General features: G+C 65.9%; 7 protein-coding genes and 1 pseudogene. 3 read left to right on the top strand and 5 right to left on the bottom strand.

Going from position 1 to position 13,566, the window contains the following annotated elements:
* Positions 1 to 61: 61 nt before the first annotated feature.
* Both glnA and BIGA_RS08950 read left to right on the top strand, forming a co-directional pair.
* Positions 62 to 1,399, top strand: a complete 1,338-nt coding sequence (gene glnA / locus BIGA_RS03635) for a type I glutamate--ammonia ligase (protein ID WP_033507609.1) — start codon at positions 62 to 64, stop codon at positions 1,397 to 1,399.
* A 291-nt stretch (positions 1,400 to 1,690) separates the two neighbouring features.
* Positions 1,691 to 2,575 (top strand): annotated as a pseudogene (locus tag BIGA_RS08950) (peptide ABC transporter substrate-binding protein); the annotation flags it as partial.
* A 61-nt stretch (positions 2,576 to 2,636) separates the two neighbouring features.
* Here BIGA_RS08950 and BIGA_RS03625 read toward each other — a convergent pair.
* From BIGA_RS03625 to BIGA_RS03605, 5 genes are all read right to left on the bottom strand, one after another.
* Positions 2,637 to 3,860: a DUF4190 domain-containing protein gene (locus BIGA_RS03625; RefSeq protein WP_033507607.1), complete on the bottom strand. Its 1,224-nt coding sequence runs from the start codon at positions 3,858 to 3,860 to the stop codon at positions 2,637 to 2,639.
* A 346-nt stretch (positions 3,861 to 4,206) separates the two neighbouring features.
* Complete coding sequence (locus tag BIGA_RS03620) at positions 4,207 to 5,796, bottom strand: DUF5067 domain-containing protein (protein ID WP_033507605.1); 1,590 nt, start codon at positions 5,794 to 5,796, stop codon at positions 4,207 to 4,209.
* Between the two features lie 70 nt (positions 5,797 to 5,866).
* A complete protein-coding gene (locus tag BIGA_RS03615) occupies positions 5,867 to 6,784 on the bottom strand; it encodes a hemagglutinin (protein ID WP_237744038.1) in 918 nt (305 codons plus the stop codon).
* A 9-nt stretch (positions 6,785 to 6,793) separates the two neighbouring features.
* Positions 6,794 to 10,930: a DUF3418 domain-containing protein gene (locus tag BIGA_RS03610; protein WP_033507601.1), complete on the bottom strand. Its 4,137-nt coding sequence runs from the start codon at positions 10,928 to 10,930 to the stop codon at positions 6,794 to 6,796.
* A gap of 79 nt (positions 10,931 to 11,009) precedes the next feature.
* Positions 11,010 to 11,663: a class I SAM-dependent methyltransferase gene (locus tag BIGA_RS03605; RefSeq protein WP_033507599.1), complete on the bottom strand. Its 654-nt coding sequence runs from the start codon at positions 11,661 to 11,663 to the stop codon at positions 11,010 to 11,012.
* A gap of 249 nt (positions 11,664 to 11,912) precedes the next feature.
* On the opposite strand from BIGA_RS03605, the gene hflX reads away from it, so the two are divergent.
* The gene (gene hflX / locus BIGA_RS03600; protein WP_033507598.1) at positions 11,913 to 13,412 is read left to right on the top strand and encodes a GTPase HflX; all 1,500 of its coding nucleotides are present in this window, start codon (positions 11,913 to 11,915) and stop codon (positions 13,410 to 13,412) included.
* The last annotated feature ends 154 nt before the right edge of the window (positions 13,413 to 13,566 follow it).

The following is a 13,566-nucleotide window of genomic DNA, read 5'->3' as shown; positions in this document are numbered from 1 at the left end:
CAATCGCGCCGGCGACGCGTGTTAACACGATGTGACACAAACCCGTGGGAGGATGGTGGACATGGATAGACAGCAAGAGTTTGCGCTGCGCACCGTTGAGGAGCGCGATGTGCGGTTCATCCGCCTGTGGTTCACCGATGTGCTCGGCACGTTGAAATCGGTGGCGATCGCCCCGGCGGAGCTGGAGGCGGCGTTCGAGGAGGGTCTCGGGTTCGACGGTTCCGCCATCGAGGGCATGACGCGTGTCTCCGAGGACGATATGATCGTCAAGCCGGATCCCTCCACGTTCCAGATCCTGCCGTGGCGCGGCGGCCCGCAGGGCACCGCCCGCATGTTCTGCGACGTGCTGACCCCGGACGGCGAGCCCTCGCTGGGCGACCCGCGCCATGTGCTCAAGCAGTCGCTGGCCAAGGCCAAGGAGAAGGGGTTCACGTTCTACGTGCACCCCGAGATCGAGTTCTATCTGTTCGAGAACCAGGAGGATTGGTCGCAGCCGCCGACCCCGATCGACGGCGGCGGATACTTCGATCATGTGCCGCGCAGCTCCGGCATGGATTTCCGCCGGGCCACCGTGAACATGCTCGAACAGATGGGCATCTCGGTGGAATACTCGCACCATGAGGGCGGCCCCGGCCAGAACGAGATCGACCTGCGGTACGCCGACGCGCTCACCGCGGCGGACAACATCATGACCTTCCGCACCGTGGTCAAGGAGATCTCGCTCGAACGCGGCATCTACGCCAGCTTCATGCCCAAGCCGATGGCCGATCAGCCGGGTTCCGGCATGCACACCCATCTGAGCCTGTTCGAAGGGGATTCCAACGCCTTCTACGAGGCCGGCCAGGAATTCAACATGTCGCTGACGGCCCGGCAGTTCGCCGCCGGCATCCTGTACCATGCGGCGGAGATCTGCGCGATCACCGACCAGTACGTCAATTCCTACAAGCGCCTGTGGGGCGGCAACGAGGCGCCGAGCTACATCTGCTGGGGGCACAACAACCGTTCCGCGCTGCTGCGCATCCCGCAGTACAAGCCGGGCAAGGGCAATTCGGCCCGCATGGAGTTCCGTGCGCTCGACCCGGTGGCCAACCCGTACCTGGCGTACTCGGTGCTGCTGGCCGCCGGCCTGGACGGCATCGAGCAGCAGCTGACGCTGGGCGAGCCGACCAGCGACGACGTCTGGGAGCTCACCGACGCCGAACGTCGCGCGATGGGCATCCAGCCGCTGCCCGAATCGCTGGACGAGGCGTTGAAGATTATGGAGAAGTCCGACTTCGTGGCCGGCGTGATCGGCGAGCACGCGTTCGAGTACTTCCTGCGCAACAAGCGCCAGGAGTGGAACGAGTACAGCCACCAGGTCACCCCGTACGAGCTGAAGACCTATCTGCCACGGCTGTAATACAGCGATATACCATACTTGGAACGGGGCGCATGATATACGCTCCGTTCCAAGTATGTGTGCGCTTTCCCCACGGTTTCAGGTATGTGCATATATATCCCACATCACAACATACGCCCCGAATGTTACGGGCAATCGTATGGTTTTCTCTTGCCGCGTAATGGATAACCTGCCGTTTACCTACACGACATCCGCATCGCATGTTGGCCTCCCATAGTGAATACGGCGGTGTAGCCGGGCTCCGTACCGGAACGTCGTCGTATACGAACAAAACTAAGGGGAGGATGCATCATGAATGCACGATGGAAGACGTTGACCGTCATGGTGGCCTGTGGCGCGTTGGTTCTGCCGTTGGCCGCATGCGGGAGTTCATCGGCCGGGGGGTCGGATGACAATATTGTCCGCGTATATGGGTGCGAGCCGCAGAATCCGTTGATTCCTACGGATACGAACGAGGTGTGCGGCGGCAACCCCGAAACCCTGCTGTTCTCCTAGCTGATCGGCTTCGACGCCAAGGGGAACCCCAAGAACGAGGTCGCCGACTCCATCGAGGCGAACGGAGACAACACCGAATACACGATCAAGCTGAAGAAGGGGTGGAAGTTCACCGACGGCACCGAGGTGAAGGCCGAGAACTTCACCCGGGCCTGGAGCTATGGCGCGAACGCCAAGAACGCACAGCTGGGCGCCAGCTTCTTCGCACCGATCCAGGGCTTCGAGGATCTGCAGAAGGACGGGCTGAAGGGCGATGAGCAGCTTTCCGGCCTGACCGTGGTGGATGACTACACGTTCACGGTCAAGCTCAACGCGCCGAGCTCGGTGTTCAAGACGATGCTCGGGTACTCCGGGTATGCCCCGCTACCGGATTCGTTCTTCGACGATCCGAAGGCGTTCGGAGAGAATCCGGTGGGCAACGGCGCATACAAGTTCGACTCGTGGGACCACAACCAGAGCATCAAGCTGTCGAAGAACCCCGACTACAAGGGCAGCTTCCCGGCCAAGAACGACGGCGTCTGGTTCATGGTCTACACCGATCCGCAGCCGGCGTACGCCGACGTGGAGGCCGGCAACCTCGACTCGATGGATACCGTGCCGACCTCGGCGCTGTCCACGTTCGAAAGCGACGACCAGGTGCAGGCGGTCAACGAGCCGGGTAACGTCTCCCAGTCGTTCACATTCGCCGCCCTCGGACCGTTGTGCCCCATCGCCTTTTGGCGGCGGGGCACACGCGTATCGACTACTGCGGGTCGGTGACGGCCATCTCGTCGTGGACGACGGAGGCGTCATTGATCTGCGTGAGCTGCACCGTATAGTCGCCGTCCCAGGAGGGCACCTCGTAGGCCACCGTCACCGTCATCCCCGACCCGGGCAGCACGTCGATCTGATCGGAGGACTGCTCATACCCCTCCACCGGGTCGACGAGAGCGGTGCGTTGAATCTCAACCCCGTTGCGGAATGCCTTCATCTCGCAGCAGTCGGTCAGGGATATCGGCACCTGCGATTGGTTGGACCAGTCGAAACTCGCGATGACGGTATGCGCGCCGTCGTACCGGTCCGGCCCGCGCCGCAATCCCGTCACGCGAACGGCGGCGCGCGGCTTGCCGTCGTATGACTCCACGGTATGCATCTGCGAGAGCTCCGTCTGCGTAGTCCGTTCGGGTTCGGGCAGGTCGGCCACCGGCATGCGGGTGAGATCCGTGCCGGCCGTGTCCGCGCCGATCGTGAATCCCGATTCGATGATCGTCATGTCATCGTGCGCGGTCAGCCGTACATCGACCGGCGTGGTCTCGTCGCGCAGCACAAACGCGAACGTCAGCGTGGCGGTGCCGTCGGGCAGGATCTCCATGCCGTGCGCGTTGCCTTCGTACCCCCAGGATTCCGCCTGGTTCCCGTCGAAGATCGGGTGGGGGAGGGCCACGCCGTTCTGATAGACGTCGGCCGTGGCGAGTTGCGAGAGCGAGGTGGTGACGCTGCCGGTGTTCCGGGCGTCGACGCAGACGAATACGGTGCGTTCGCCGTCTTCGTCGTGCGGTCCGGCGAACGCGCGGGTGATGGCGAGTTCGAGGGATTCGTCCTCATCGGTCAAGGTGCCCGAATCTTCGAAAACGCTGGGCTGGGGTTCCTCGTTCTGTGACCGGTCGTCGTCGGTGGCGCTACGGGAGACCACGGCATCGACATCCATCGTGCGGATGCGGTATTCGAGCATGAGCATGGGCACATGATCGAAGAGGATCAGTACGCTGCAGACCACGGCGATCAGCGCCATCGCGCGTCCGCGCCGCAGGGCGGGCTCGATCCTGATCGCCGTGACCAGGCCGATGGTCGCGCCGAGGGCGGCGGCTACGATGGCCGGTATCGTTCCCGGTATGAAGAACGAGACGATCATCAGCAGCAGGGCGGCAACGGCCGCGCCGCTGATGGGCCGCGGATCGTCATCATCGGTCGTCCGGCTCTTGGTCACGGGCCGGGCCTGACGGGTACTCGCCTTGGCGGTATTCGGTGCGAGTGTGCGGGGTGCCGGTTGCGGAATGGATGCGAGCCGAAGCGGACGCCCCGTTCGGGGAGAGACGCCGGTCCGTCGCCGGGAAGCCGGTGGCGAGGGCTCCTCCTCGTCGGGGACGATGTCGGCGTTGAGGGCGACGTAGGCGGGGGCGTCATCGACGTCAAAGGGTGATTGGGAATCGTTCGTGTGGTGTCTGAACAGCGCCATGTTCTTCTCTTTCCGTGGCGTCAATGGCCGGCATTCCGCATGATACCGCGGAAAGATGAACGAGAATCGACGGGAGGGCGACGTCTGGGTAGCGGGCTCAGCCCAGTTCGGACGAACCCTCCACCAGCACGGTGTCGTCGTAGTCGACGATGCGCGCGTTCACCGTTCCGGCGGTGCGCGGCAGCTCGTAGGCGATCGTGACGGTGGCCTGTGCACCCGGCAGCACCGAAAGGTACTTCGAACCGTCCTCGTATCCCGTCGGTGGTTCGCTCAGATAGGCGGTCTCAAGCTCGGTGCCGTCGAGCCGGGCCTGGATGTCGCCGAGCCAGGACAGCGAGATGGGGTCGTCGGAGCGGTTGATCCACCGATAGGTGACGATGACCGTGGGCTGTCCCTCGTAGGTTTGAGGCCCCAGCGCGATGTCGTCGACCCGCACGTCGGCGATGACGGTGTCGTCCCAGTCGCGGACCGTCGTCATGCCATCGGTGTCCGTGGCCTCCGGCACCTCCGGCAGCTCGGAGGAATCGATCTGCGTGAACGGCGCATCGGGCGTGTCCTCGCCGATCTCGAACGCCGATCGGATGGTGGTGTCGCCGGAATAGTCGCTGAGCCTGACATCCAACGGCGTGGTGTCGTCACGCAACGTGTAGGCCATGGTGATGGTCGCCGTGGCATCGGGCAGGATCTCGTTGATCGATGCCGACGGGTCGTATCCGGCCAGCACGTCGGCGTCGTCGCCGATATACAGATAGGTATCGCGGAGCCCCACGCCGTTCTGGAACACCTCAAGATCGCCCATCGAACTGAGCGATGTGGCGACCGATCCCTCGTTGGAGGCCTCCAGCTCGATGACGACGGTGCGGGCGTCGAGGTCGTCGTGGATGCCTGCGTACGCCCGGGTGATCGTGAACGACATGCGTTCGTCATCGTAGTCATCGGCCAGCGTGCCTGTTCGCTCGAACGTCTCCGGTTCCGGCTCCGTGTAGTCGTGGTCGTCCTCGTCATCGGGGGACCACGAGAACGACCCCCGCAGCGAGCCGGAGGATGTGTTGTGCTGCGCCATGATGACGCCGATCACCGAGGCCGCCACGATGATCGCGACGACCACCGCTACCGTGATGGCAACGGTGACTGTGCGACGGGAGGATGTCGTCCGCGATGATGCGGCGGACGGGGTGCGGGATGCCGTTGGCGTGGGGCGGCCGGTGCCGTTGGCGGCATCCGGTTTCGGCAAACGGATGGATTGGATCAGGATGATGACCGCTCCAATGACCAGCAGGGCGCTGAACGTGTTGCCGAGTATCGTGGCGACGACCAACAGGAGGATCGCAACGCCCAGCTTGGCGGCCAGCGGCCTCTTGGTCTGCGGCTTGGGCTGGTTCGCCGCGTTGACCACGGGATTGGTGGTGGGGCGTGCGGCGCCGGCCGGCTGCGATGGCGGGATGTTCGGCCGCTGATGTGATGCCGGAGGCTGGCCCGTGTGGTAGTAGGCCTGCTCGATATGCTCCTGCTTGCGGTGCTCGGCTCGCTTCTGCGCCTTGCGGCGGCGTTCCTCGCGCTGGTGCTGTCTGGCGTCGATCTGCGATTCGCGTTCGACCACGGTGCTGGGGTCGACGTAGTCCGGAGCTTCGTCCACGTCGAATGGCGAGACATAGTCATCGGTGTTGCGATTGCCGAACAGGCCCATGGGTGCTGCCCTCCCTCATCGCCGAGCGGTTACACCCCCATTGTACGGGGGAGCGGGGCATGGAATCGCATTACTGGCGTGGATTGCCGAACCAGTCGGTGTAGATCAGCGAGAAGTTGCGGTTGCCATAGGAGGAACAGGCGTCGCCCTCGCCGGTTCCGGCCTCCAATGCGGCCTGATTCGGCTGATAGGGTGTGTAGACGTAGAGCAGTGCGGTCGCGTTGTTCTCGATGTAGACCTGGCTGCCGCCGCAGGATGGGATGGGGCTGTACTGCACGTAGTTGAACCGTCCGGCGTGGTAGGCGTAGTCGTCGGGATGGTTCAGGTAATAGCGGTAGCGTCGGGCGGCGCCGTATACCTGGTTGAAGAATCCGGCGTACGCCGGATCGCAGTTCGCGTCGTCTGGGCAGCTCAGCCCCATGGCGGCGCGGATCTGAAAGTCGGTGGGGGCGGTGGCGGTGACCAGATGCTGTTCCTTCTGCAGCATGGTCAGCAGCACCTTCTGGCTGATGCCGCAGGCCCGGGCGGATTTGTCGATGACGGCTGCGGCCGATTCGTCGGTTGCGCCCTCATAGGCTTCACACAGTTCGTCGGCTGGATGGGATTCGGTATCGAAGCGCATCGAGGCCAAGGCGCCGCCCTGCTGGTCCAGGAAGGCCTGCACCTCGGCCTGGCTCATCGCATGTTCGTTGAAGAACTGGCCGTCGGAGATGATATTGCCCGGATTGAAGCCGTAGCGTTGCGCGGTGGCGTCCTGCGCCGCCGCGGCGGCATCCACCTCACGGCGCCACCGGACGAACGTCGTCAGGCCGACGACCAGGGCGATGACGCAGATGACGGCCACCAGCGGCACCAGAATCATCGCCAGTCGTTGTTTGAACCGGGCACGCTTCCATGTGCGCAGCCATCTGCGGAGGGGCTTGCGGGCAACGGATTTTTTCCGTGTCGTCTTGGGGCGGCGTCGTTTGGAGGATGAGCGTTGATTCATCGGCGTTCCCTACTGAAGCGCCTTGCGGATGCGTTGCAGGCTCACGGGACCGGAGGTGCCGAGCTCCTGCGCCCAGAGCGAGACGTAGAACTCCTCCAGCATCCAACGGGCGGCGTCCGCCTGCTTGGTCAGCGACTCATGCCGCGGGCCGGCCGGTTCGGCCTTGGCCCTGGACACAGCGGCATCCACGAGCTGCCGGGCCTCGTCGGCCTCCCAAGCCCAGCGCACATCACGGTTCTTGTCGGCCTTGGCCTTGTTCAGGCGCAGCAGGTCGGCCTGCAGATACGTGGCCAGGCGCGGCAGCGAGGCCGGGGGCGTGGCGCCGACGAACCCGGGGTGCACGAGTGTGGCGATGTGTTCGCGGATGGACTGCAGCACCGAGAGCATCGGCAGGTCGGCGGGACCGGAGACGGCCTTGTCGATCTCGGCGTAGCGCTTGAGCACGGCGATCACATCATGCGCAACCGCGTATACGGTATCCTCGAACACCTGAGCGATGTCCGCCACGGCTTCGGCCAGCGCGGCGTCATCGGTGAGGTCGTCGATGTGCGGCAGCAGCCGTTTGACGGCGGCAAGCTGCAGATCCTCGACAAGGTCCTTGGTGGACCGATACGGCGCGGAGGCCAGCATCAGCGCCTCGGCCCCCAGCCAGCGCGAGGAGACGCGCTCGGAAGGCAGCCGCAGCGCGTCCAACGCGCCGCGCCACAGCATGGCGGCCCGGGACTCGGTGGTCGCCCCGGCCTTCTGCAGCAGGTTCGCCTGCTCGACCAGCTTGCCCTGATCGCCGGCGGCCCGAGCCTTGCGCTGCACCATCTGCCGGGCGGAGGACTCGGCCTCCTGCGCGAACCGGCGTTGCAGGGCGTTGAGATCCTTGCCGGTGCCCAACGTCTTGACCGGCCCGCGGGCATGCCGGCGACCGCGTTGGTTCTTCGCCGGCGGCAGCTGCTGCTCCACGGCAAACGTCATCCGCAGATACGGCGTGAGCCTGGCCATGAGATCCGGTCCCAGCACCTCGGGGTGAATCTGCGCGCCGACCGTGTGGATGGCGGCCTGCGTGAACACATGCGCGAAATCCGGCCAGGCGGCGCCACCCGTGCCGGGGACCACCTCCACCGGCGCGTCCTCGGGCGGCAGATTCGGCTTCTGCCGGTCGCCCGAACCGGGCAGATCCGGATAATGCTCGTCGATCCACATGCGGATCTTGCGGGCCGTGTCCGGCGCCGGCACGAACTGCACGCGCAGCGCCTTGGGCAGCGCCTTGATCAGCCCCACAATCAGCTCATCCAACAGGCCCGGCACATTCCAGCTGAACTGCTCCGGCGTCAGGCGGGAGAGCGCCTTCAACGGGATGTGCACGGTCACTCCGTCGTCCTGCGCCTGCGGATCATACACATAGCTCAGCTTCAGGTCGATCGGCGTGCCATCGGTGCCGAGCGTATGCCACTGATCCGGGTAGTCGGCCAGACTCACCGACTCCGTATCGGCCAGGCGCTCCACCTTCTCCGGATCGAAATCCAGCAGGTGCGGATCGTCGTCATACGCGGTCTTCCACCATTTGCCCAGATCGGCCACCGAGGTCACGTCGTTGGGAATCCGCGCGTTGTAGAAGTCGAACAGGTCCTCATCGCTCACCGTGCCGGCCAGCTGACGCGTGCGGCTCGCATCCTCCGCGGCCTCCTCCAACACCTCCAGGTTGCGCTGGACGAATGCGTCGTGCTGGAACCGCTGCTGGATGTCGCCCTCCACCAGTCCCTGGCGGATCAGGAAGTCGCGCGCCTCGGGCGGGTTGATCCGCCCCCACTGCACGGTGCGGTCCTGCACGATCGGCAGGCCGTACAGCAGCACCTTCGCGCTCGCCACGGCCGAACCGCGCGAACCGGACCAGTGCGGCTCGGCGTAGGTGGTACGGGTCAGGTTGCCCGCCAGCGGCTCCGCCCACGCCGGGTCGATGGCGGCCGAATACCGCGCCCACAGGCGGCTGGTCTCCACCAACTCGGTGCTCATGACCCACGGCGGCGTGGACTTGGCCACGCTGGAGGCCGGGAACAGCGCGAACCGCGTGCCGCGCGCGCCCTGATAGTCGTTCTTCGCCATCTTCTGCGCGCGCTTCATCGCCCGCGCCTTCGCCGCACCCTTGAGACCGGCGAAATCCGAGGCCTTCGGCTCGCGCAGCACCTGCATGCCCATCATCGAAAGCAGACCGGCCAGCATGGAGGTGTGGATGCCCTGCGCATCCCAGGAGCAGCACAACGCGTGCGCCGCCTGCTGGTTGATCGGCAGCTGGCGGATCTTCAGATCCGGGCGGGAGATCGGGATCGGCTCGCCAACCTTGAACTTGAACTCGCGGCACATCTCGGTCAGCTGCGTGACCAGATCCTTCCACTGGCGCATGCGCAGCCAGCTGAAATACTCGGTTTTGCAGATGCGCCGCAACGCCGAGTTGCTGGGGTTGCCGTCGGCCTGGAACACGCGGTCCCAGATGTTCAACGCGGTCAGGAAGTCGCTGAACGGGTCGGCGTAACGGTTGTGGATGCGGTCGGCCTCGTCGCGGTTCTCCTCCGGGCGCTCGCGCGGATCCTGCAGGCTCAGGAACGCCACCACCACCAGCACGGCGGCCAGCGTGTTCGGCGTGGTCGAGCGCGCCGCCTCGATCACCATGCGTCCCAGACGCACATCGATCGGGATGCGGGCCAGCTGGCGGCCGATATGCGTCAGCATCACGCCGCCCTGACGGCGGGCGATGGCCTTGAGCTCCACCAGCTCGTTGAAGCCGTCGGAGACGGCCTTCATATCCGGCGGGTCGATGAACCCGAACGTGGTCACGTCCTCGGCGGTGCGGGCCACGCCCACGCTGAGCATGTGCAGCACCACCGCACCCAGCGAGGTGCGCAGGATCTCCGGCTCGGTGAACCGCGGCCGCGTCTCGTAGTCCTCGCGGCTGTACAGGCGGATGGCGATGCCGTCGGCCACGCGGCCGCATCGGCCGGACCGCTGGTCGGCGCTGGCCTGGCTGATCGGCTCGATCGGCAGACGCTGCACCTTGGCGGTTTTCGAATACCGGGAGATGCGGGCCGTGCCCGGATCGACCACATACCGGATGCCCGGCACCGTCAGCGAGGTCTCGGCCACGTTCGTGGCGATGATGATGCGCTGATGCGTGTGCGCCTCGAACACCCGATGCTGCTCCTTGGCGGACAGCCGCGCGAACAACGGCACGATCTCGATGGCGTCCGGGCGGCGCATATCGGCGGCGCGCGGCCCGTAATGGTGCCTCAGGGCGGCCTCGAACTCGTGGATGTCGCGCTCGCCGGAGGCGAAGACCAGGATGTCGCGGGGACCGGCCGCATGGCTGGAATGGATGACCAGCTCGGCGCAGGCGCGGGCCACGGCGGTGGGCATGTCGATTGGGGTTTCGCGCTCGCGGCCCCGGCCCTCCCGTTCGGAGGCGGTCGGTGCGGCCGACAGCTCCGCATACGCCTGTTCGCCGGGCATCGCGCCGGTTTCGAACCCGGGCACGGACCGCATCAGCGCGGGCGCGGTGCCCAATGGCTCGTAGACGATCTGCACCGGGTAGGTGCGTCCGGACACCTCGATCACCGGCACCGGCGCGTGCAGCGCGTGTTCGAAATGCTCCTGGAACTTGACCGAGTCGATGGTGGCGGAGGTGATGATGAGCTTCAGATCCCGGCGGCGGGGGAGCAGCGCCGTCAGGTAGCCGAGCAGGAAGTCGATGTTGAGGCTGCGCTCATGTGCCTCGTCGATGATGATGGTGTCGTACCGGCTCAGCTGCGGGTCGCGCTGGATCTGCGCGAGCAGGATGCCGTCGGTGACCACGCGCAGTCGGGTCTTCGGGGAGCTTTCGTCGGTGAACCGCACCTGATAGCCGATCTCGTCGCCGAGCCTGACCCCCATCTCAGAGGCGATGCGTTCGGCGACGGTGCGTGCGGCCAAGCGGCGGGGCTGCGTGTGCACGATCTGATGGCCGTGCGAGCCGCGGCCGAGTTCGAGCAGGATCTTCGGCAGCTGTGTGGTCTTGCCGGAACCGGTCTGGCCGGAGACGATGACGACCTGCGAGGTGCGCACGGCCTGCGCGATCTGGTCCTTGGCCGTGCTGACCGGCAGCTCCTTCGGATACTCGAACCTCATAACCCTTCTTCCGCTTCCGCTCACCTCTGCACGCGCATCCCGCGCGTCCTACGTTCCGTGCGGCATACGGGACCGGGATTCAGGCCTGCCGCAAAATCTCAATGATACGGAAGCCCTTGGAGCTGGCGTATTTGCTCACCGCGAACCCGCTGCCCAACGCTCCGGCCAGCCAGGGGATCAGCGAATCGGCGCCCAGGTTCCGCTGCACTACCAGATATGCCGCGCCGCCGGCGTTGAGCCGTGGCAGCCAGGCCATCAGCAGCGTGTGCAGCGCTTCCTTGCCGATGTGGATCGGCGGGTTCGACCAGATCGCGTCGAAGGTCGTCCCCTCGGGCATCGGTTCCGCGCCGGGCGCCTGCTGGTCGGGCAGTGGTGCGCCGGACTCGTCGGTCTGCACGACGTGCACGCGCCCGCAGCCGTTGCGTCTGGCGTTGCCGGCCGTCAAATCCAGCGCGCGTCCGTTCACGTCCACGGCCCATACGTCGGCTTCGGGCGACTCCTGGGCCATCGCAACCGCCACGGGGCCCCAGCCGCAGCCCAGATCCAGGAACGTGCCGTGTTCGGGCAGCTCGGGTGCGTGGCGCAGCAGCACCGAGGTCCCCAGATCAAGCCGGGAGCCGGAGAACACGCCGTTCGAGGTTTCCATGGCGGCCTCGAACCCGCGCAGCGTCACATGCAGCATGCGGCGCGCATCCTGCGAGGCGGGTGCCGCCGAGAAGTACTGTTCGCTCATTGTCGTCGATCCATCCTTGTCGTGTCGTGGGCGATGCCGGCCCGGACATCCGTCTAGCCGATTGTACGCCGGTGAGGGGAGGCCGCATCGGCGGTCGCCGGGTTGCACGGCCGGCGGCGGTGGCGGTGGCATGCGGGCCGTCGCCGTGCAGGGCCCCGATGTTGTCGGCGTGAATACGGATAATGGGGCGTTGACCTGAACCATGACTCGACGACGATGGGTGGATGTTTGACTGAACTCAACGAAGCGATGATCGACAGCGGCCAGGCGTCCGCGGAAGACGGGCGTCCCGACGCGCGCCGCGACGTGCTGTCCGAACAATCGGAGGTGCTGCTCGACGATGACCGGCGCGGCTCGGGTGCCGCCGCCGACTCCGACGAGCTGTGGGAGGAGCGCGAGGGGCGCAACGCCCTGAGGCACGTCGTCGGCTTGGGCGAGATGCAGGACGTCACCGAGGTCGAATACCGCAAGGTGCGGCTGGAACGCGTGGTGCTGGTCGGCGTCTGGTCGAGCGCCGTCACCACGCAGGCCCAGGCCGAGGAGTCGCTGCGCGAGCTCGCCGCGCTCGCCGAAACCGCGGGCGCCGAGGTCTGCGACGGTCTGCTGCAGCATCGGTACCGCCCCGATGCGGCCACATACGTCGGTTCCGGCAAGGCCAAGGAGATCGCGGGCATCGTGGCGCGCGAGGAGGCCGACACCATCATCGTGGACGACGACCTGCCGCCGAGCCAGCGCCGCGCGCTGGAGGACGTCACCAAGGTCAAGGTGGTGGACCGCACCGCCGTGATCCTCGACATCTTCGCCCAGCACGCCACCAGCCGTGAGGGCAAGGCGCAGGTGGAGCTCGCCCAGTTGCAGTACATGCTGCCGCGACTGCGCGGCTGGGGCGCCTCGCTGTCCCGGCAGGCCGGCGGACGGGCGGCGGGCGCCGACGGCGGCATCGGCTCCCGTGGCCCGGGCGAGACGAAGATCGAGATGGACCGCCGCGTGATCCGCAACCGCATCGCCCGGCTGCGCAAGCAAATCGCCCAGATGGCCCCGACGCGCGACGTCAAGCGCGGGTCCCGCCGCCGGTTCGGACTGCCCACGGTCGCCGTCGTCGGATACACGAATGCCGGGAAATCGTCATTGACGAACCGCCTGACCGGATCCGCGGAACTCGTGGAGAACGCGCTGTTCGCCACCCTGGACACGGCCGTGCGCCGGGCGCGGGCCAAGGACGGCCGTCTCTACGCCTATGTGGATACGGTCGGCTTCGTGCGCCGGCTGCCCACCCAGCTCATCGAGGCGTTCAAATCCACGCTGGAGGAGGTCGGCGAGGCCGATCTGATCCTCCATGTCGTGGACGGCTCGCATCCCGATCCGTTCTCGCAGATCGACGCGGTCAACGAGGTGCTCTCCGACATCGAAGGCGTGGGGAACATCCCCGTCGTCATCGCGTTCAACAAGGCCGATATGATGGACGAGGCCGCGCGCGAACGCATCGCCGCGCTCGCGCCCGAGGCGCATATCGTCTCCGCCGCCACGGGGGAGGGCATCGAGGCGCTGCGGACGCAGGTCGAGTCGATGCTGCCGACGCCGAACGTGCACGTTTCCGCGCTTCTGCCGTATACGGCCGGTTCGCTGCTGTCCCGCGTCAGGGAGTACGGCAAGGTCGAGAGCGTGGAATACCGCGGTGACGGCGTCATGCTTGAGGCCGAGGTCGACGGCGTGCTGGCCGCGCAGATCGTGGAGCAGTCGATCGGCTGACGTGCGACCGCATGGGTGGGGTGCTCGTTATGCGTCGGAACGTACCGATTATGCCCGTGAACGTGAGCAACATCACAATTCGTGGTATCGTATGTCGTTTTTGAAACGTCACGTAGTGTGGATAAAGTAAAGGTGTTGTCTAGAAGAAACCCGG

This window comes from Bifidobacterium pullorum subsp. gallinarum, assembly GCF_000741215.1.
Lineage (GTDB): Bacteria > Actinomycetota > Actinomycetes > Actinomycetales > Bifidobacteriaceae > Bifidobacterium > Bifidobacterium pullorum_B.
Note: the sequence above shows the minus strand (reverse complement) of the source record. Positions and strands in the feature narration are given on the sequence as shown.